Source organism: Saccharophagus sp. K07 (assembly GCF_014336955.1).
Classification (GTDB): Bacteria; Pseudomonadota; Gammaproteobacteria; order Pseudomonadales; family Cellvibrionaceae; genus UBA5868.
The window spans coordinates 978,554-999,414 of sequence record NZ_QRAI01000001.1; the positions used below are offsets into that span (position 1 = coordinate 978,554).

Below are 20,861 nucleotides of genomic sequence, written 5' to 3' on the forward strand. Positions count from 1 at the left end.
GTCAGCTGGAGCGCAGACTCGATTTCTGCTGTTTTCTGCCTTGATCCAACACTTTTTGTGCCCGGGAGCAGATGTCTCCCGAAAAACGCTGTTGGCAATCGGCGGTAATGGATTCGGCCTGAGCAAGATCGCGCGCTTCCACCAGTTCAAGCACCCAATTGTTATAGGCCGAGCCGATGATTTCGCGCGGGTGTTTGGGGTCTTTAACGGCTTCGCTGGGCTGGTTTAGATAATCAGCCAAAATAGTGACGACTTCCTGCCAGTTTTTTTCTTCCCACTGATATTCCGCCCAGCGCAGGTAAAACCAGTTCACCATGTCCGGCCAAGCGCGGGGATCGCTGAGATGTCCTTCGGTAAGTGACAGCACAAGCAGGCCGTCGTCGAAGCGTTTCAGCTCCGCTAGCTTGGTCATCAAAACGCTCACTGCATTGATGACTCTCTGTTCTAGCGCTGCTCTTTCCTGCCCCGCTGCCAGTCCTCGGCTCAAAAGGTCACCCATGATCGCCAGGGTTTGCTCCGTATCGCCCAGTTGCGCGTAAGTGAGCATGGCGCCTGACATATACATCTTCAGTGAGTTCTGCAGTCCGGTCACTGTTAAATGGCGCTGGCTGTCCTGCATCACCGTTGCATAAGTGACGTCAAAAAGGCGTTTCAGAGTTTTCCAATCCTGTTGTATTGCGAGTGCGTGGATTTCACGATTGTAGAAATAGAGGCGCTTTTCCTGAGCCATTGGATTGGACGGATCTATAAAAGCGCTGATTTCGGCTAGGCGTAAGCTATCTTTCTCGTCCATTCGGCTGGAAATGGTGTGCTGATTGAGCATATTACGGGCGGCGAGATGCGTGGCGCTGATTCGTTCCCTCTTTAGATAATCCTGGTAGGTCGCCGGTTGCAGGCTGCGGCTGGTAAACCAGTCGTTGTTGTTGCGTTCGTAAAAGGCTTCGTCGTGCAGCTGGTCATAGCCGTTGGGGCTGGTGGTCTCCACATCAATTTTGCGGCCGTCGCGCAGGTCCAATTGAATGAATGCGTGCGAGGGGAGTAGAACGCCCTGAACCCGCAGGTTGTAGTGACGCGCCAAGATCGCGTACAGCAGGCTGGCGCTGATGCAGTTGAACTCGCCGGTTTCAAAGATCCCCATGAGCCGTGATTGATCCGTCGAATAGCCGTTGGGAGCGCCGCCCCGGCTCTCCTTGAGAAAGAAAGTGTTGTGCATCTCGATATTGAGCAGCTGTCCGATCAGCCAGTCGTTTTTGCGCTCGACGATCAGTTTGTCGATCTGTTTGCGGAATTGAGCGATACGGGTTTTGACGGATTCGTAGTCGGCAAAATCCCGCACCCCGGAGGCGACGAGATAGAGGGCGAGCAGGGCGTCCGGATCGTCGCGGCCGGCGAGGTGGAGATCGCCCAGGGTGGCGCGCTCGAAGTAGCTGAGTTCGGACCAGATAGGGTAGTGCGTCGTCCCATAGTTGGAACGATCTTCGTCTGCCAGAGCGCCTCCCGCCAAGCCAAGCAGTAGTAATAGCAGCAGCGCCAGCACGCTTCTGCTCCTGGTCGGCGGTAGGGGAATAAAATGAAGGCTGCGGTTCGACATGGTCACTTGGATGGCGCGCTGTGCAAATGGTTCTCTGATTAATTTTTACCCGGATTTAAAGTATGACCCAGCATGCCGCTGATTACTGTTAATTCGTCGACTATGGCGCTACAATGCGCGCCCAGGCAAATCCGCCACTCCCCATTCCCCCCGCTCATAAATGTTGGAGAGCATCATGTCTTCCGTTAAAAAAGTCGTATTGGCTTATTCCGGTGGTCTGGACACTTCGGTGATCGTGCGTTGGTTGCAAGACACCTACAAATGCGAAGTGGTGACCTTTACAGCAGATATCGGTCAGGGCGAGGAATTGGAGCCAGCGCGCGCCAAGGCACAAGCGCTGGGCGTTAAAGAAATTTATATCGAAGACCTGCGCGAAGAATTCGTGCGGGATTTCGTGTTCCCCATGTTCCGCGCCAATACTATTTACGAAGGCGAATATTTGCTGGGCACTTCCATCGCGCGCCCATTGATTGCCAAACGTTTGGTCGAGATCGCCAATATCACTGGTGCGGACGCTATCTCTCACGGCGCTACTGGAAAAGGTAACGACCAGGTTCGTTTCGAAATCGGTGCTTACGCCCTCAAGCCCGGCATTAAAGTCATCGCGCCTTGGCGCGAGTGGGATCTGACTTCACGTGAAAAGCTGATGGCTTATTGCGAAGCTCATAACATCCCGGTCGATTTCGCGAAAAACAAAAAGAAATCTCCATACTCCATGGATGCCAACCTGCTGCACATCTCTTACGAAGGTGGCATGTTGGAAAATCCTTGGGCCGAGGCCGAAGAGGATATGTGGCGCTGGACTGTGTCACCCGAGGCCGCGCCCGACAAACCAGAATATGTTGAACTGACCTATAAAGGCGGTGACATTGTTGCGATCAACGGGCAGCAAATGTCTCCTGCAACGGTTTTGGCAACCCTTAATAAACTCGGTGGCGCACACGGTATTGGCCGCTTGGATTTGGTGGAAAACCGCTACGTCGGCATGAAATCTCGCGGCTGCTACGAAACTCCTGGCGGCACCATCATGCTGAAAGCGCACCGCGCCATTGAATCCATTACTTTGGATCGCGAAGTCGCGCATCTGAAAGATTCCTTCATTTCGCGTTACGCCTCCATGGTTTACAACGGCTACTGGTGGTCACCTGAGCGTTTGATGCTGCAAAAAGTCATCGACGAATCTCAAGTGTTTGTGAATGGCGATGTTCGAGTGAAATTGTATAAAGGCAGCGTAACGGTTGTCGGCCGCCGCTCTGCGGACAGTTTGTTCGATGAAAAAATCGCAACTTTCGAAGACGACGCAGGTGCATACAACCAGAAAGATGCGGAAGGCTTTATCAAGCTGAACGCTCTGCGCATGCGCATCGCAGCACAAAAAGGACGCAAGCTGATTTAATCATTGCTCATTAGCTTGTTAATCGGGGCCGAGCGCAGCTCGGCCTTTGTTAATGAATGGAGCCGCCAGTAAGAGCGGTGACCCCAATATTATTTTGAGGACCATCATGCTCGTACGAATTTTTGCCGCCATTCTTTTGGTTGCTACGACTATCGCCCCCGCGCTCGCCGCTCGCCCCAACTACAATTACATAGGTGCAGGTTATGCACGCCAACATCTTGACTTGGATTGTGAGCAGGATGGTCTATTTTTAGAGGCGAGTTTCACTCTCAATGAGCTGATTTATTTCCACGGAAGTCACACTGATTTGACGAGCAGCAGTTGGTGCGGCTCTACGTCAACAGCACTTTCTCTCGGTGTGCGTGCGGATATCGGTCGTCAATCGAGCCTTTACGGTATGGCGACCATGATTAATCGCGATTATGGCCCGGATTCTGATGCAGGTTTTGGCGGCACTATAGGTGCGCGCGGTTTCGTTTCGCCAGGTTTTGAAGCGCGCGCTTTCATCACTTATGAATCCATTGATGAAATTCGAGAAACTATTTACGGCGTTGGTATGAACCTCTGGTTCTCGCGCGCATTTAGCCTCAATGCGGAAGTGGCCACCAGTGACGACAGCAATGAAAGCTTCGCTGTAGGACTGCGCTTTAACTTCTATTGATTCTGGAATTTCTGGTTGTTCAGTTTTTTCAGACTTTTCTGAAAATTCAGGCTATAGTATTGGGAGCTGTATTTGTAAACGTTTTTTGTAGTGGACGTTATGCAACAGGGCGGAGTACCAGCAGGCGGTTATTTCCAAAGGGTTTGACGCTCGTCAAATCCTAGAATGGGATCCTATCTATACTGCTTTTAACAGCATCGAAAATCTTTCATACCGCGTAAATACAGCTCAAGACCGCAGAAAGGAACAGTTCTGTGAGTGCTCCGGTTTTTCTTTAACCAACCTTTTGGAAGTTGATATGAGTAACGACACGGCGGCATCCGCCCTTCCTGCGCCTGCCTACAACTATCACGTGGTGCGTCAGTTCTCCATCATGACCATCGTGTGGGGCGTTGTTGGCATGGCGGTAGGTGTGCTGCTCGCAGCGCAATTAATGTGGCCGGATTTAAACGATTTTTGGCAACCCTTTAGCCATTTTGGACGCTTGCGTCCTCTGCATACCAATGCGGTGATTTTTGCTTTTGGTGGCTGCGCTTTGTTCGCGACTTCTTATTTTGTCGTTCAACGCACGTGCCAAGCGCCTCTTTTCGGAGGCTTTTTAGTTCCGTTTACGTTCTGGGGTTGGCAGGCGGTTATTGTTGCTGCTGCTATTACTCTGCCAATGGGATTTACTACCTCTAAAGAATACGCAGAACTTGAATGGCCAATTGATATTCTGATCACCCTGGTATGGGTGGCTTATGCGATCGTGTTTTTTGGCACCATCGTGAAGCGTCGCACTCAGCATATCTATGTTGCCAACTGGTTCTTCGGTGCATTTATCATCACCGTCGCAGTACTTCACGTAGTGAACAGCGCTGCGGTGCCTGTGCATTGGCTGAAATCTTATTCCGCCTATGCCGGTGCTGCAGATGCCATGATCCAGTGGTGGTATGGTCACAACGCGGTAGGCTTTTTCTTAACCGCAGGCTTCCTTGGCATCATGTATTACTTCGTTCCCAAGCAAGCTGGTCGCCCTGTTTATTCCTATCAATTATCAATCGTTCACTTCTGGGCGTTGATTTCCGTTTACGTTTGGGCGGGTGCTCACCACCTGCATTACTCCGCCTTGCCAGATTGGGCTCAGAGCCTCGGTATGGTGATGTCCTTGATTCTGCTGGCTCCGTCTTGGGGTGGCATGATCAACGGTATGATGACCCTGTCCGGTGCGTGGCACAAACTCCGCACTGACCCGACGCTGCGCTTCCTAGTGGTTTCTCTGTCCTTCTACGGTATGTCCACCTTTGAAGGCCCGATGATGTCGATCAAGACTGTTAACGCGCTTTCTCACAACACCGACTGGACCATCGGCCACGTACACGCCGGTGCGCTGGGATGGGTGGCAATGATTTCCATTGGTTCTATCTATCACTTGCTGCCTGTGCTGACTGGTCAAAAAGCCATGTGGAGCGTACGTCTGATCAATGCGCACTTCTGGTTGGCTACTGTAGGTACCGTGTTGTATATCGCCTCTATGTGGGTCAATGGCATTACTCAAGGCTTGATGTGGCGTGCGTTCAATACAGATGGCACTCTCACTTACAGCTTTGTGGAATCGGTTGAAGCCAGTTACCCAGGTTATTTTGTCCGCTTCCTTGGTGGAGCGTTTTTCCTCTCCGGCATGCTTTTGATGGCCTACAACGCCTATCGCACGGTTAATTCAAAAAATGCGATAGAACCGGAAAAAGCTGCACAACCGCAATTGGCGTGAGGAAGAAGTCACCATGAAACACCATGACATAGTGGAAAAAAACATCGGCTTAATGATCGTGTTGATCATAGTCGCCATCAGCTTCGGCGCACTTGTGGAAATTGTTCCGCAATTTTTCCTCAAGGATACGACCGAGCCTGTTGAAGGGCTGAAGCCGCTTAGCGCAGTGCAGTTGGAAGGCCGCGATATTTATATTCGAGAAGGTTGCCACGTGTGCCATACCCAAATGGTGCGGCCGCTGCGCGCGGAAGTGGAGCGCTACGGCCATTATTCCGTTGCTGGTGAATCGGTTTATGAGCACCCGTTCCTGTGGGGCTCAAAACGTACGGGACCTGATCTGGCGCGCGTGGGGCAGCGCTACAGCGACGAGTGGCACAAAGCGCATTTGTATAACCCCCGCAACGTGGTACCACAGTCCAACATGCCAGCTTTCCCTTGGCTGTATGACCGCGTCCTGACCGGTAAATACACCGCTGACAAAATGAAAGCATTGCGTTCAGTGGGTGTGCCTTATACGGACGAAGATATAGCGGGCGCCGCGGACGCAGTTCGCGGAGTGACAGAGATGGACGCCCTGGTCGCTTACTTGCAACAGTTGGGAACACTCTTGACCTACAAGCGGTGAGCCATGGACATCAATACGTTACGCAGTATCTCTCCGATACTGGTTTTATTGGCGTTTATCGGGGTGTGTTGGTGGGCTTTTTCGCCCAAACGGCGCAAGCGTTTCGATGAGGCGGCAAATCTGCCGTTTGCTGACGAAAACGAGAAAAAAGACGCGCAAAAAACCACCTCATCCGAGCAAGAGCGGGACAAATTATGAGTATTTTTTGGAACATCTGGATTATTGGCTTGACCCTGGCGTGCATTGCTTTGGTGACCTGGGTATTGTTCGCCAATCGCAAAGTCGCCATCAAAGATGACGAAGAACCAGAAAATCGCACTACCGGCCACGTCTACGATGGCATTGAAGAATATGACAATCCACTGCCCAAGTGGTGGTTTCAATTGTTTGTCGGAACCTTGGTATTCACTGCGGTTTATTTGGTTATCTATCCTGGTTTGGGTAGTTTTCCAGGGGTAACTGGTTGGACTTCCCTGAACCAGTTGGAGCGTGAGCAAGACAAAGCACGTGATGTCCACAGTGAAATTTACAGCGCTTTTTTGCAGACTCCGATCGAAGAATTAGCTCAGGACAACGCGGCCATGAAAATGGCAGTGCGCCTGTTTGCTAACAACTGCGCGGTATGTCATGGCGCTGACGGCGGTGGTAACTACGGCTTCCCCAACTTGACCGATAAGGATTGGTTGTATGGCGGCAGCGCAGACAAAATCAAAGAAACCATCACTCACGGACGTGCGGGCAGTATGCCAGCTTGGGGCCCCATTATCGGTGAACCCAATGTATTGGCTGTGAGCGAATACGTGTTGTCTCTTTCCAATCAGGAACACGACAAGGATCTCGCGGCAAAAGGTTCTGCGGTTTTTCAACAGAATTGCATTGCATGCCATGGTGTTGACGGAACCGGTAACCAAGCGCTCGGTGCTCCTAATCTGGCGGACAATATTTGGCTGTACGACGGCAGTCGTGAAGGTATTGCTTATTCCGTCCGCAATGGCCGAGCGAATGTGATGCCTGCGCAGAAAGATATGTTGCAGGAAGAAAAAATCCATCTGTTAGCCGCTTACGTTTACAGCTTATCGCTGGAGAATTAAAAATCCCCGCGGCACTGTTTAGTAGTACCTAGGTAGTGCCGCCATTCCGAGGGCTTGTGAAGTGTCCGAAGACCCCAAATCGGGCCACGCGCCTGATAAAAAGGGAGACGCTATTCGCTACGTCAACCTTTACGAATCTGAATCCAAAATCTACACCCGAAAAGTTTCCGGCTTTTATCAAAAAATCAGACGTTACACGGGACTTCCGTTAATTCTCGGTTTTTTGTTATTGCCGTGGTTCACCATTGATGGTCGTCCGGCTGTTTTATTTGATCTTGCCGCCCGTAAATTTCACATACTCACGCTGACGTTTTGGCCGCAAGACTTCATGCTGCTGGCCTGGGCGCTGATTATTTCCGCGTTTACCTTGTTTACCGTCACGGTGTTGCTCGGCCGCGTGTGGTGCGGTTTTACCTGTCCACAAACAGTTTGGACATTGATGTTTATTTCTGTTGAGCATTTGTGCGAAGGCGATCGCAACAAGCGCATCAAACTGGATAAACAGCCGTGGAATTTGGAAAAAGTACTGCGCAAATCCAGCAAACATTTTTTGTGGGTGGTAATTGCGTTTATTACTGGAGCCACGTTTATCGGCTATTTCACGCCGATTCGTGAACTCTTGCTGGGATTTGTTCCGCATCGTGCGGAGAGTGGTTTGGTTTATTTCGATATCCATCCAGTTGCCGCGTTCTGGACGTTGTTTTTTACCGGCATGACGTATCTCAACGCCGGTTGGATGCGTGAGCAAGTGTGTAAATACATGTGTCCTTACGCGCGTTTTCAGGCGGTTATGTATGACCGCGATACTTTGGCCGTGTATTACGATCCGAAGCGCGGTGAAAAACGCGGTCCGCGTCGTCCAGGGGATGACTATAAGAAAAGCGGCTTGGGTGATTGCATCGATTGTTCCTGGTGCGTGCAGGTTTGCCCGGTGAATATCGATATTCGCGACGGTTTGCAATACGAATGCATTAACTGCGGATTATGTGTCGATGCGTGCAACACCGTTATGGATAAGATGTCTTATCCTCGAGGCTTGATCCGTTTTACTTCCGAGGACGAATTGCAGACCGGTAAAACGCGATTTTTCCGTCCGCGCTTGTTCGGTTATTGCTTCGCAGTTCTGGCAATGGTTAGCGTGTTTGCTTATGCCATCGCAACTCGCAGCCCTATAGGTATAGATGTGATTCGCGACCGGGGCGCGCGTTTGTATCGCGTAATGGGGAACGAGATCCAGAACGTGTATACGGTGAAAATCAACAATATGGATTCGCACGACCATGTTTATGACATAGAAGTGGAAGGCGATTATCCGTTTGAGTTGAGAAACTACCACCCGAAAACTGTGGAAGCAGGGGAAGTCTTTACTTTGCCAGTGCGTGTTTCTGTTCCGCGCGATCAACTGAAAGGCGAGAAAAACAAGCTGCGTTTTATTGTGCGTGCTCAGGATAATGAGTCCATTCACGCCTCCGAAACCACCGTTTTTATGGGACCCGACGTTAAATGAACCTCGAAGCCAAAAAGCCCGCCTACAAAGAACCCTGGTTTTGGATGGTCCTGGGGCCGTTGCTGGTGGTTATGGTCGTCAGCTTGACCATGGTTTCTGTGGCATTTCGTTTGGCGGATGATCGAGTCAAGGATGACTATTACAAGGAAGGTCGCATGATCAACAAGCGCTTTGCGGAAGAGCAAGTTGCGATCACTCAGGGAGTGGTGGGTGATATCACTTTTGATTTCACCACAGCTGAAGTTTTTGTCGAACTTCAGGCGAAGGAATTACCGGATCAGTTGGTTCTCACTTTCTCTCATCCTGCCAATGCGGATGCGGACGAAACCTTGTTGTTGCGCCGCATCGCAGGTGGTCGGTACCGTGCCGATCTTGCTCATAAGTTTCAAGGGCGCTGGTATTTAATTGTCAGCAATTCCGGTGCAACGGAAGACGACAATTGGCGGGTCACTACAGAACTGGATTTCAATCGCGGCCATAGTGCGCGTTTCAGCGCCCATCTTTAAATGTCTGGATCTGTTGCTGCTGTTTCTTGTTTCCATTGTGGCTTGCCTGCGGACGCGAATTTCCGCGCGGAGATCAATGGTCAACAGCAGTATTTTTGCTGCATCGGTTGCCAGGCCGTTGCCCAGGCAATAGTCGGCCAAGGTTTGGCGGATTTTTATCGCCATCGTGAGCAACTCAATCCCCGCCCTCAAATGATCGATACGCGCTTCGACGCTTACGATCTTCTCGCGGTGCAGGAGGATTTTGTCGAACATCATGCAGACGGATCGATTACCGCGAATATATTTGTGAGCGGCATCAGCTGCGCAGCCTGCGTCTGGCTGATCGAAAAACATTTGCAGTCTTTAGCGGGCGTTATGCAAGTTCAAGTCAACGCCAGTACCCTGCGCGCACGAATTCGCCTTCAGCCGGAAAAAACCAAAGTCAGCGAAATTTTTGCTGCTCTGACCAATATAGGTTTTCAGCCACAACCTCTGGTTGGTAGGGCGGAGCAGGAGTTGTGGCAGAAGGACCAGCGCGATTATTTATTGCGTATGGCGGTCGCTGGCATCGGCATGATGCAAGCGGGCATGGTGGCGGTGGCGCTGCACGCCGGTGGGTTGCAAGGTATAGAGCCGCAGTGGGAACAATTGCTGCGCTGGGTGAATCTGCTGCTGACGCTGCCCATTATGTTCTTCAGCGCAAAACCTTTTTTCAGTGGCGCTCTTCGCGCTCTGCGCGTTGGGCGGTTGGTAAACGACGTATCCATTTCTCTCGGCTTGACCCTGGCGTTCAGCGCGAGTGTTTACGCCACCTTCACCCACAGCGGTGAAGTCTATTTTGATTCCGTTGCCATGTTCGCGTTTTTCCTCCTGCTCGGACGCTATCTGGAAAAGCGCGCGCGCTACGCCAACTTTAAAGCCTCAGCGCATTACCACAATTTGCTGCCCATGACGGTTAACCGGATTCTCAGTGATGGCTCTGTAGAAACGGTTCCTTACAAACAACTGCAACAGGGGGAGCAGATACTAGTATCGCCGGGTGCGGTATTTCCGTGTGACGGAACCATTCTCGACGGCCATAGTGAAGCGGATGAAAGTCTGTTAACTGGTGAAGCCACTCCGCGCCCCAAAGCGCCGGGCGACACAGTGTTTGCCGGCACCTATAACGGCGGCACACCTTTGCGAGTGGGTGTTAGTGCGGTGGGCAAAAATACGCAGCTCGCGGCAATCGAAAATCTGGTTCAGCAAGCTGAGCAGGAGCGCCCGCGGCAGGTGACCTTGGCCGACCGTATTGCTGCGCGTTTCGTTGGCACTATTCTCACCATTACCACTATGGTGGGGGTTGCTTGGCACTTTATCGACCCAACCAAGGCTTTTTGGGTCAGTTTGTCGGTGTTGGTCGTGTCATGCCCTTGCGCACTCAGTCTGGCGACGCCGACTGTTTTGACGGTTGGTGTCGGGCGATTGCGCCAATGGGGCATATTGGTGACGGGGGGCCAAGTCTTTGAGAATCTCAACAGCGTCGATTACGTCGTCTTCGATAAAACCGGCACACTCACTGACGGCGCTCTGCGCATTGTGGAAACCCGCTGTTTGGCGGATATGGATGAATCTGCGGCGCTAAGTCTGGCTGCGGCCTTAGAGGAGGGCAGCAGCCATCCTATCGCGCGTGCGTTCTCAGGGATTGAGCACGCTCACACAGTCACAAGCCGGGTAAGCCAAACCGCAGCGGGTGTCGGAGCTGTCATCGCTGGCCGCGAATATCGTTTAGGGACACCGAGTTATGCGTCTCCCCAAGCGCCGTTAAGCTATCCATCTGACGGCTTGTGGCTATTGCTTGCGGATGCCGAAAAACCGCTCGCCTGGATTCGTCTGGAAGATCGCTTGCGCGAGACCGCCAGCCAATGTATCGAGCAATTGCGCCGTTTGGGCTGCAAACCGGTACTGCTCAGTGGCGACCGCGTGGAAAACGTGGCTCGTGCGGCGCAGAACCTGGGTATTGATGAATGGCAAGGTGGTTTATTGCCGGGCGATAAGCTCGCATACGTGCGCGGCCTGCAAAGCAAAGGCGGAAAAGTTTTGATGATCGGCGACGGCATCAACGATCTGCCGGTGCTGAGCGGTGCGGATGTGTCCTGTGCCATGGGTTCGGCAACGCGTTTGGCGCAGACTAAGGCTGACTGCATTTTGTTGGGTGAAGACCTGCTGCAAATACCCGCGTCCTTGCGTTTTGCCCGCGAGGTGCGCAAAACTATCAAACAAAATCTCACCTGGGCTATTGTCTACAATTTGTGTGCTCTGCCGCTCGCCGCAGCCGGTTTAGTTCCCCCCTGGTTGGCCGCGATCGGCATGTCTTCGAGCTCGTTGGTGGTCGTGCTCAACTCTTTGAAAGTAGGGCGTAACAAGACCTAAACGGATTTTTGTTTTTCCACTATTTTTGCTTTTTCAGTCTTTCCTCAATCCCCTACAATGCCCGCTTTTCGCGCTGGAGGTGTCGTGGACAGTCTTTATCTTCTGATTCCCCTGGCAGTGATTTTGGTTGCTGCAGCAGTTTGGCTGTTGTTCTGGGCCGTCAAATCCGGCCAATACGATGATCTCGATACCGAGGGGCGGCGCATTCTGTTTGACGATGAGGATCGCCCACCTCCGCCTAAAAAGGACGAAGGGGAAAAGCGGGACGATACCCCCGGTGACTCAAAATGACAGAACTCATTCCGACATTACTGGCGGCGTTGGTACTGGGGTTGATGGGAGCTGGCCATTGTCTGGGGATGTGCGGCGGAATCGTCGCGGCCCTGACTTTCGCGATTCCTGAGCATGCGCGCGCGGCGCAATGGCGGCTCAATCTCGGCTATAACCTGGGGCGGGTCGCCAGCTATAGCGTGATCGGTGTTATAGCTGGTGCCCTGGCCAGTCAGGTGCCCTCTACCGGTTTTCCCTGGGGGCGGACTTTAGCGGGCCTTCTGTTGATTGCCATGGGCTTGCATATCGCGGGAGTGTGGCGCGGCATTCTCTGGCTTGAGCGCGGCGGCCGGTATCTGTGGCATTGGATCAAGCCAGTCGGCGATCGATTTATGCCGCTGGATTCGTTTCCAAAGGCGCTGGTCATTGGCGCTGTGTGGGGCTGGTTACCCTGTGGTTTGGTCTACGCTGCTCTGGGTTATGCAGTGGCGCAACAAAGTGCTGTCGCGGGTGGACTCGTCATGTTGGCGTTTGGTTTAGGCACCTTACCTGCGCTCATTTTGGGCGGAGTCGCCGCTGCCAAGATAAAACCTTTTTTCAACAAGGGTCAGGTGCGTGCAGGTTTGGCCTGCGCTTACATCTTATTCGGGGCATGGATGGTCACATCGGCCTGGTATCACCTGCTCGCGCATGGCGATCACTCGTCAGCAGCCGAACAGACTGAACACCAGCATCACCATCATCATTAAAAATTGAGGTACATACCATGCGCTTGTTACATACGATGTTGCGAGTGGGCAACCTGGACAGATCCATTGAGTTTTATCGCGACGTGCTGGGTATGACGCTTTTGCGTCGCCAGGATTATCCGGAAGGGCGATTTACCCTCGCTTTTATCGGTTACGGCGAGGAGGCAAACCATACAGTGATTGAGCTGACCCACAATTGGGATACGCCATCCTATGATTTAGGTAACGGCTATGGCCATATCGCCATTGGGGTCAATGACGTTTATGCCGCCTGCGAAAAAATTCGTGCGGCCGGAGGAAAAATCGTGCGCGAGCCAGGCCCAATGAAGCACGGCACAACTATATTGGCATTTGTGGAAGATCCGGACGGGTATCGTATCGAGCTTTTGTCCGACCACAATCACGTGTTCATTTAACGCATAAGGATTCCTATGCAACCGCCGCACGAAGAACTCGATCCAGCGCGCGCTATCGCGGAATTGGCTGCTCATTTGGAAGAAGATGACGCCAATACCAAGGCACGTGCGTTAGCGGCGGAAATTTTTCATAACCTGGAGACTGAAGAAGTCGCCCTGGCGCTGGAGTCGCTGCCGTTCGAGCAGCGTCTGGCGGTCTGGCAACTGATTCCCAAAGACGAGCAGCTGGACGTTCTGGTGGCCATGCGCGGTGAAGCGCGCCTCCTGCTGCTGCGCCAGCTGTCTCCCTCCGAACTGCACGCCTTATTCGAAGATATCGAATCGGAAGATTTGATCGAACTGGCGGAAACCGTACCGGATTCAGTCGTCGATATGGCGCTCAGCCGCATGGATGAGCAGCAGCGCAAATACTTCGAAATGGCGCAGCAATATCCGGACGAATCCGTCGGTCGTTGGCTTAATCACGACATTCTGGTGGTTTCGCAAAATACTCGCGTCGCTGATGCATTGCGCCTGTTGCGGCGTGAAGTGCCGGATTACACCGAGGTGCTGTATCTGGTCGACCGCACTGGCCGCTGGACGGGCTGTACCAAGATCACCCGTCTGTTGTCCGCTCACCCGCACCAACACGTCTCGGAAATTCGCGAAGAGGATTACCCGCATCTGCAAGCTGCTGACGACATGTACGAGGCGGCGGAAGAGGTGGAACGCTCCAGTTATACAGCATTGCCAGTGCTTAATAACGATGGTGTTCTGCTCGGTCGTTTGGATGTGGGCACAGCCATGGATTTATTGCGCGAACAGGCAGAAGGCCAATTGATGGCGTCGGCAGGTCTCGGCGAAGACGCGGACTTGTTTGCGCCGGTGAAACGCAGCGCACAAACGCGCGCGGTCTGGCTCGGCGTCAACCTGATGACTGCCTTTATGGTGTCCTGGTTTATCGGTTTGTTCGAAGCCACTCTGCAGCAAGTGGTCGCTTTGGCGGTGCTGATGCCGGTGGTTGCCTCGATGGGAGGTGTATCCGGTAATCAAACCCTGACACTGATTATTCGCGGTCTAGCCCTCGGGCAGATTTCTGCGTCCAACCTTAAAGCTCTGTTGTTTAAGGAGTTGGGCGTAGGGGCATTGAATGGCCTGCTCTGGGCCATAGTGATCGGTGCTATTGCTGGAACCTGGTTTCACAGTCCGACGCTGGGATTTGTTATCGCCTGCGCCGTGGTCACCAATATTCTTACCGCCGCAACTTTCGGGGTATTAATTCCGGTGCTGCTCGACAAACTCAAATTGGATCCGGCGTTGTCAGGTGCCATGATCTTGATGGCATTTACCGATGTGGTGGGATTTGTCGCCTTCCTTGGCCTAGGTACATTAATTTTGCTTTAAGTAGTTTTTCGCCTCACGCTTTACGCGTGACTTTCGGCTTTTTCCGATCCGGATAACAAGTGGTACAGATCGGACAAACCGTGCCGTCACAGCCGCGTGCGGTGCAGTATTCCCGCCCGTAATAAATAATCTGCAAGTGCAATTTTTCCCAATATTCCTGCGGAAATAATCGTTTGAGATCTTTTTCGGTCTGCTCAACGCTTTTGCCGGAGGTCAGGCCCCAGCGCTGCGCCAGTCGGTGAATATGGGTATCGACAGGAAACGCTGGTATGCCAAAACAATGGCTCAGCACCACACCAGCGGTTTTATGGCCGACACCGGGAAGCGCTTCCAACTCTTCGAATGTTCGGGGAACTTCACCGGCATATTCTTCCGTCAGTATTTGCGACAGCTTTTGAATGGCTTTCGCTTTTTGTGGTGACAAGCCGCAGGGGCGAATAATTTCCTGAATTTTTTCCACCGGCATTTTCGCCATGGCAGCGGGCGTGTCCGCCAGCTCCCACAATTTGGGTGTGACGCGATTGACGCGTTCGTCGGTACATTGAGCCGATAACAACACCGCCACCAGCATGGTGTAAGGATCTTTGTGATCGAGTGGAATTGGCGGGTTCGGGTAAAGTTTCTGCAATGTTTCCAGAATTACCGCGACCCGCTGGGATTTGTTCAAATTCGCCATGAACTGATATCAAACACGCATTTTATGGATGGGCTAAAAATCGTTTGATTCGCTCAGCCGCTTCACAACACTCTTCCAGAGTTGCAACCAATGCCATGCGAATGCGATTTTCGCCGGGATTGCCATCCGCTGTCGGGCGAGCGAGGTATTGACCGGGAAGTACGGTCACATTTTGCTGGGCGAACAAATCACGGGTGAATTCGGTGTCGCTGTAAGGCGTCTGTGCCCAGAAATAAAATCCTGCATCCGGCATGGTGAGGTCGAGATGATTTTTTAATATTTCGGAAACAGCTGCGAATTTGCGGCGGTACAGCTCACGGTTTTCGCGCACGTGTTCTTCATCCCGCCACGCCGCTATGCTGGCGAGTTGGGTCGGCACAGGGAGGGCGCAGCCGTGATAGGTTCGATAGAGAAGATATTGCCGCAAAATTTCCGCATCGCCCGCAACAAATCCCGAGCGTAAACCAGGCAGGTTGGAGCGTTTTGACAGACTGTGAAAAACCACGCAGCGGCGAAAATCGTGGCGGCCAATCTCATCGCACACCTGCAACAAGCCGAGCGGCGGATTTTCTTCGTCGAAATACAACTCGGAATAACATTCATCACTGGCGATGATGAAGTCGTACTTATCGGCCAATTCAATCAGATATCGGAAGGTTTCCCGATCCAATACGGCACCTGTCGGGTTGCCGGGAGAGCAGACATACAACAACTGGCAGTCGCGCCAGACTTCGGCGGGGACTGCGGAAAAATCCGGGGCAAAACGATTGTCGACCGTGCAGTTGAGAAAATAGGGTTGCGCACCCGCCAGCAATGCCGCGCCTTCATAAATTTGATAGAACGGATTTGGCATCAACACTTTTGCATTCGGCTTTTTTTCGACGCACGCTTGCGCAAACGAAAACAAAGCTTCGCGAGTACCCGCAACTGGCAATACATGATGTTCTGCCGTCAAAGTGCCGCTCTTGAGATTAAAACGGCGTGTCGCCCATTGGGCGATGGATTCGCGCAACTCGGGCAAACCTTTGGTCGCGGGATACTGCGACAAACCGCTCGACTGTTCCGCCAGGATTTTTAATAAAAACGGCGGCGGCGCATGTTTAGGTTCGCCGATGGAAAGCGCAATATGCGGCAAATGCGTTGGCGGTTGAATGCCCGCTTTGAGCGCCGTGAGTTTTTCGAAAGGATAGGGCTGCAACAACGCCAGATGTTCGTTCATCAGATATCTTTTTCCACTTGTAAATCGAGTTCCCGGCAGATGGTTTGCTGGAGGCGATCACATAAATCCGGGTCTGTGAGAGGTTCTTTGTTTGCGTCTGTAATAAAAAAGATGTCTTCCACTCGTTCACCCAAAGTGGAAATTTTGGCGTTCTGCAGCTGTACACCGAATTCCATGAAAATGCGACCGATGGTCGCCAGAAGTCCGGGTCTGTCGGGGCTGATGACTTCCAGCGCAGTCACATTGCTATTGGGCGCATTGTGGATACTGGTGCGCGTTGGTGTGGCGAACTGCTTTAACAAGCGCGGAGTGCGCCGGCGGACAATTTCCGAGTACTGGTCGACCAAACTCAATTCATCGGCCAGGGCTTTATGCACTACCGCCAATTTCGCCGGATCATTGCCGAGTGGTTGATAATTTTCATCGAGCACATAAAAGGTATCGATGGTATAGCCGCGTTTGGAGCTGTAAATTCGCGCATCCTGAATGTTTAAGCCGAGTTGCGCGAGTGCTGTTGAAGCAGCGACAAAAACATTGTTTACGTCTTTGACCCGCACAAATATTTGCGTTGCACCCTGCCAGGGTTGATGCTCCGAATCCCGAATCAAAATCAGCGGTTCTTCGCTGTTGTGCCGCAAAATCGCTTCCGTTTGCCAGACGATATCCTTGACACCTTCGCGCACAAAATAATCGTCGCGCATTTCCGCCCAGATTGCCCGCGCTTCCGCTTCACTAACGCCTTTTTCCGCTAGTGCTGCAAGAGCATTATTCCTGTTTTCTTCGACAACTTCCTTCAAGTCGACAGGATTTTCCAAGCCGCGGCGCAGGGCGAGTTTGGTCTCGGTGTACAGCTGGCGCATCAGGCTTGCGCGCCAGCTGTTCCAAATTTCCGGGTTGGTGCCGCACATATCGGCGACGGTGAGCAGATACAGATAATCCAAATGCGTGGTGTCGCCGACTTGCTGGGCGAATTTATGGATGACATCAGGATCGGAAATATCTTTTTTCTGTGAGACGTAGGACATCAACAGGTGTTTTTCCACCAACCATCTCACTAGGCGGGTTTCGCGCGCGTTGAGGCCGTGTTCCTGACAGAAAAGTTCCGCGTCTTCCGCACCGAGCTGCGAATGGTCGCCACCGCGGCCTTTGCCGATGTCGTGGAACAGTGCAGCTATGTAAAGCAGTTCGGGTTGCGGAAGATTTTTAATGATATTGGCGGCGAGAGGAAAATCCTGTTCAGCACTCGCATTACGGAAGCGCCGAATATTTTGCATCACCAATAAAGTGTGTGCGTCCACTGTATAGCGGTGGAACAGGTCGTGTTGCATTTGCCCGGTGATTTTGCCAAACGCCGGCAAATAGCGGCCGAGAATGCCGTAGCGTTTCATGCGCTTGAGCTGGGGAACGAGTCCTTTCTCGATTTTGAACATACGCAAAAATTGCGCGCGAATTTCCGGATCCTGGCGGAATTTTTCGTCGACAAGTGCGCGCTTCTCGCGAATTAATCGGATGGTTTGCGATTGCACACCTTTGATCGACGAGTCCTCGCACATGCGCACAAAGATTTCCATCAATGCAGCCGGGCGCTCGTCGAACACTCGATTGTGGGTAACGCCGATATAGTGGTCGCGCAATTGAAAATCCGCGCTCAGTTGTACGGTTTCACTGGGGGTGACGGCGACTTTATTTTCTTTTTCGTGAATACGCTCATCGAGAATGCGCAGCAGAATATCGTTCAATTCCCGCAGCGCTAATACGGTGCGGTAATACTCATGCATGAATTGCTCGACGGCGAGGCCGCGCTCATTGTCTTTATAGCCAAATTGTTTGGCTAATTCGCGCTGATATTCAAAGAGCAACCTTTCTTCCGCGCGCCGCGCCATTTTGTGCAGCCCGTAACGCACACGCCACAGCAAGGCTTCGCCGTTGCGCAGCAGGCCGAATTCCTGTTCGGTGAAGAAGCTTTGGCCTTCGAGTTGCCGCAAGGTTTGCACGCCGTAATAGCGTTTGGCCACCCAGTGAATGGTTTGAATATCGCGCAGGCCACCGGGGGAATTTTTGACGTTGGGCTCGAGATTGCACTCGGTGAAATTGTGTTTTTTGTGGCGCTGGACCTGCTCTTCAAATTTCGCCCGATAAAATTCTCCGAGAGGCCACATATAGTCTGGCCCAGTGAGGGTTTGCAGTTGGTCGCGCAAACGATCATTGCCCGCCAGGCGTCGCGCCTCCATCAAATTGGTAGCGACTGTGATGTCTTGTTTGGCGATGGCGACACATTCGTCCAGAGTGCGAACGCTGCTGCCGATTTCCAAACCTATATCCCACAGAAGCGTAATAAAACTCTGGATCTCTTCCTGGTAGCGATTGCCGGCGTCGTTGGCGAGCAATACCAGCAGGTCGATATCCGAATGTGGGTGCAATTCGCGCCGCCCGTATCCGCCCACGGCGATCAGGCAGACATCATCGCCCCAGGCGTATCTGTGCCAGGCGTAGTGCAGGATCAGATCGATAAAGGTCGCACGTTCGGCCACGAGGAAACGAATGTCCTCACCTTCCTCGTAGCGGCGGTCGAAATGGGCATTGACGCCATTAATGGCGTCTTTAAAAACTTTGATAACCGGCTTTTTGGCGAAATCCTCGCGAAATTGCCGCTGATTAAAAAAGATGGGCTGGTACGGATACTCAGGCCAGGACTCGGGAGGGACGTTCATCAAAATGGTTCTTCTTTGCGCGCTGTTAGAACTTCCACACCCGTAGCGGTCACCGCCAGAGTGTGTTCCCATTGAGCCGACAGGCGGCCGTCGCGGGTTTCAACTGTCCAACCGTCGCTTTTTAATTTGGTCGCAGCTTTACCAGCGTTGAGCATGGGTTCGATAGTGAAGGTCATGCCTTCCACCAATTCCATACCTGTGCCGGGGGTGCCGTAGTGCAGAACTTGTGGGTCTTCGTGAAAGCCCAAGCCTATGCCGTGACCGCAATAATCGCGCACGATAGAGAAATAATGAGCCTCTGCATGCTTCTGGATGACATGGCCAATATCGCCGAGATGAGTGCCCGGTTTAACAAGTTCAATAGCCTTATATAGGCACTCCTGGGTAACGCGGACCAAGCGCTCGGCATGGGGAGCAACTTTCCCTACCAGAAACATCTTGCTGGTATCGCCGTGGTAGCCGTTATCTATGACGGTGATGTCAATATTGATGATGTCACCACTTTTCAGAATCTTTTTCTCGGACGGGATACCGTGACAGACGACTTGATTCACGGAAGTGCAAATGGATTTTGGAAAGCCTTTGTAGTTCAGCGGGGCGGGAATCGCTTTTTGCACCTGGGTTATGTACTCATGGCACAGCCGGTTCAATTCTTCGGTGGAAACGCCGGGAACGACATAGGGCTCGATATACTCCAGGACTTCTGCCGCTTTGCGTCCCGCAATGCGCATCTTCGCGATTTCATCTTCAGTTTTAATCGTTACGGCCATGAGGAATCACTGCAAAAGGGTTTGTTTCAGGATAGCCGTACATTCTAAACGATAGTGGGCGCGCCACCTACTGTTCCGCATTGGGTAGTCCCCGCGCGAGTCGTTCAACAAGCGTTGTCTGCTGAGAATCGGCTCGTTTGTGGGACGTATAGAGGTGAATCAGACTTTAATCAGGCAGTCGTTTGTGGTATAAAGCGCGCCCTGCTTACGGGCAGGTAATCTAAACCAACGTCGCACACACATCGGCACACTGTTCTGGGTGCCTTGCTCCTTCAGGAGTAGGGTTGAATGGTGGGATGTGTGGAGGCTTAACCCAACAATGTATTGAAGGAATACATCATGCCTACAGTTAGCATGCGCGATATGCTGAATGCCGGTGTCCACTTTGGTCACCAAACCCGTTACTGGAACCCCAAGATGCGCAACTACATCTTCGGTTCTCGCAACAAAATCCACATTATCAACCTGGAGCACACTGTTCCAGCGTTCAACAAAGCGCTCGAATTAGTTCGTCAAATGTCCGCACAGAAGAAGAAAATTCTGTTCGTCGGAACCAAGCGCGCCGCCCAAAAGACCATCGCTGAGCAAGCAACACGCGCTGGTATGCCGTACGTCAGCCACCGCTGGCTGGGTGGTATGTTGACCAACTACAAAACTATCCGCGCTTCTATCCGTCGCTACCGCGATCTGGAAACTCAGAGCAAAGACGGTACTTTCGACAAGCTGACCAAAAAAGAAGCTCTGATGCGTACCCGCGCTATGGAGAAGTTGGAGCAAGCGATCGGCGGTATCAAAGATATGGGCGGTCTGCCTGATGCATTGTTCGTGATCGATGTTGATCATGAGCGCATCGCCGTTCAAGAAGCCAACAAGCTCGGCATCCCAGTTATCGCAATCGTAGATACCAACAGCGATCCTGCTGGCGTTGACTATGTCATTCCGGGTAACGATGACGCTATCCGCGCGATCAAGCTCTATGTGACCGCACTGGCAGATGCCTGCATCGAAGGCGCTGCTCAGCACAGCTCAGTTCCTAACAAAGACGAATTCGTCGAAGTGGACGAAGCAGCTAAAGCCTAATTTCTGCGTTTCACGATTTACGCCGAATTGACGGCGCAGACTGGATATTGTGAAAAGGGGGGAGAA

19 protein-coding genes are annotated in these 20,861 nt (G+C 52.3%); 14 read left to right on the forward strand and 5 right to left on the reverse strand.

From position 1 onward, the window contains the following. Position 1 precedes the first annotated feature (1 nt). Positions 2 to 1,537, reverse strand: coding sequence for a transglutaminase family protein (locus DWB84_RS04140; RefSeq protein ID WP_187408470.1), 1,536 nt, complete (start codon positions 1,535 to 1,537; stop codon positions 2 to 4). 229 nt (positions 1,538 to 1,766) lie between these two features. On the opposite strand from DWB84_RS04140, the gene DWB84_RS04145 reads away from it, so the two are divergent. The 13 genes from DWB84_RS04145 to mgtE all read left to right on the forward strand — a co-directional run bounded on the left by DWB84_RS04145 (position 1,767) and on the right by mgtE (position 14,339). Then, on the forward strand, positions 1,767 to 2,987 hold the full coding sequence (locus DWB84_RS04145; protein WP_187408471.1) for an argininosuccinate synthase: 1,221 nt from the start codon (positions 1,767 to 1,769) through the stop codon (positions 2,985 to 2,987). A 106-nt stretch (positions 2,988 to 3,093) separates the two neighbouring features. Next, positions 3,094 to 3,648, forward strand: a complete 555-nt coding sequence (locus DWB84_RS04150) for a hypothetical protein (protein ID WP_187408472.1) — start codon at positions 3,094 to 3,096, stop codon at positions 3,646 to 3,648. Between the two features lie 298 nt (positions 3,649 to 3,946). After that, entirely contained in the window at positions 3,947 to 5,398 is a 1,452-nt protein-coding gene (ccoN, locus tag DWB84_RS04155; protein ID WP_187408473.1) for a cytochrome-c oxidase, cbb3-type subunit I, read from the forward strand. A 13-nt stretch (positions 5,399 to 5,411) separates the two neighbouring features. Continuing rightward, positions 5,412 to 6,023, forward strand: coding sequence for a cytochrome-c oxidase, cbb3-type subunit II (gene ccoO, locus DWB84_RS04160; protein WP_187408474.1), 612 nt, complete (start codon positions 5,412 to 5,414; stop codon positions 6,021 to 6,023). Between the two features lie 3 nt (positions 6,024 to 6,026). Next, complete coding sequence (locus DWB84_RS04165) at positions 6,027 to 6,221, forward strand: cbb3-type cytochrome c oxidase subunit 3 (protein ID WP_187408475.1); 195 nt, start codon at positions 6,027 to 6,029, stop codon at positions 6,219 to 6,221. Then, on the forward strand, positions 6,218 to 7,114 hold the full coding sequence (gene ccoP, locus DWB84_RS04170; RefSeq protein ID WP_187408476.1) for a cytochrome-c oxidase, cbb3-type subunit III: 897 nt from the start codon (positions 6,218 to 6,220) through the stop codon (positions 7,112 to 7,114). The genes DWB84_RS04165 and ccoP overlap by 4 nt, the downstream gene beginning before the upstream one ends. A 61-nt stretch (positions 7,115 to 7,175) precedes the next feature. Further along, positions 7,176 to 8,621, forward strand: a complete 1,446-nt coding sequence (ccoG, locus tag DWB84_RS04175; protein WP_187408477.1) for a cytochrome c oxidase accessory protein CcoG — start codon at positions 7,176 to 7,178, stop codon at positions 8,619 to 8,621. Then, on the forward strand, positions 8,618 to 9,127 hold the full coding sequence (locus DWB84_RS04180) for a FixH family protein (protein WP_187408478.1): 510 nt from the start codon (positions 8,618 to 8,620) through the stop codon (positions 9,125 to 9,127). The genes ccoG and DWB84_RS04180 overlap by 4 nt, the downstream gene beginning before the upstream one ends. Beyond that, complete coding sequence (locus DWB84_RS04185; RefSeq protein ID WP_187408479.1) at positions 9,128 to 11,521, forward strand: heavy metal translocating P-type ATPase; 2,394 nt, start codon at positions 9,128 to 9,130, stop codon at positions 11,519 to 11,521. Between the two features lie 84 nt (positions 11,522 to 11,605). Then, complete coding sequence (ccoS, locus tag DWB84_RS04190; protein WP_187408480.1) at positions 11,606 to 11,812, forward strand: cbb3-type cytochrome oxidase assembly protein CcoS; 207 nt, start codon at positions 11,606 to 11,608, stop codon at positions 11,810 to 11,812. After that, complete coding sequence (locus DWB84_RS04195; protein WP_187408481.1) at positions 11,809 to 12,540, forward strand: sulfite exporter TauE/SafE family protein; 732 nt, start codon at positions 11,809 to 11,811, stop codon at positions 12,538 to 12,540. The genes ccoS and DWB84_RS04195 overlap by 4 nt, the downstream gene beginning before the upstream one ends. A gap of 17 nt (positions 12,541 to 12,557) precedes the next feature. Next, on the forward strand, positions 12,558 to 12,956 hold the full coding sequence (gene gloA / locus DWB84_RS04200) for a lactoylglutathione lyase (protein ID WP_187408482.1): 399 nt from the start codon (positions 12,558 to 12,560) through the stop codon (positions 12,954 to 12,956). A gap of 15 nt (positions 12,957 to 12,971) precedes the next feature. Continuing rightward, the gene (mgtE, locus tag DWB84_RS04205; RefSeq protein ID WP_222868002.1) at positions 12,972 to 14,339 is read left to right on the forward strand and encodes a magnesium transporter; all 1,368 of its coding nucleotides are present in this window, start codon (positions 12,972 to 12,974) and stop codon (positions 14,337 to 14,339) included. A gap of 13 nt (positions 14,340 to 14,352) precedes the next feature. On the opposite strand, the gene nth is transcribed toward mgtE, so the two are convergent. Genes nth through map form a run of 4 tightly spaced genes read right to left on the reverse strand, consistent with a single transcriptional unit; the run spans position 14,353 to position 19,715 of the window. Then, positions 14,353 to 15,015 carry an endonuclease III gene (gene nth, locus DWB84_RS04210; protein WP_222868003.1) on the reverse strand — a complete coding sequence of 221 codons (663 nt, stop codon included), beginning with the start codon at positions 15,013 to 15,015 and terminating at the stop codon, positions 14,353 to 14,355. Positions 15,016 to 15,037: 22 nt separating this feature from the next. Beyond that, positions 15,038 to 16,234: a succinyldiaminopimelate transaminase gene (gene dapC / locus DWB84_RS04215; protein WP_187408483.1), complete on the reverse strand. Its 1,197-nt coding sequence runs from the start codon at positions 16,232 to 16,234 to the stop codon at positions 15,038 to 15,040. Then, complete coding sequence (locus DWB84_RS04220) at positions 16,234 to 18,945, reverse strand: [protein-PII] uridylyltransferase (protein ID WP_187408484.1); 2,712 nt, start codon at positions 18,943 to 18,945, stop codon at positions 16,234 to 16,236. Before DWB84_RS04220 ends, dapC begins: the two co-directional genes overlap by 1 nt. Beyond that, entirely contained in the window at positions 18,945 to 19,715 is a 771-nt protein-coding gene (map, locus tag DWB84_RS04225) for a type I methionyl aminopeptidase (protein ID WP_187408485.1), read from the reverse strand. The genes DWB84_RS04220 and map overlap by 1 nt, the downstream gene beginning before the upstream one ends. Before the next feature lie 339 nt (positions 19,716 to 20,054). On the opposite strand from map, the gene rpsB reads away from it, so the two are divergent. Then, the gene (gene rpsB, locus DWB84_RS04230; RefSeq protein ID WP_187408486.1) at positions 20,055 to 20,795 is read left to right on the forward strand and encodes a 30S ribosomal protein S2; all 741 of its coding nucleotides are present in this window, start codon (positions 20,055 to 20,057) and stop codon (positions 20,793 to 20,795) included. Positions 20,796 to 20,861: the final 66 nt, after the last annotated feature.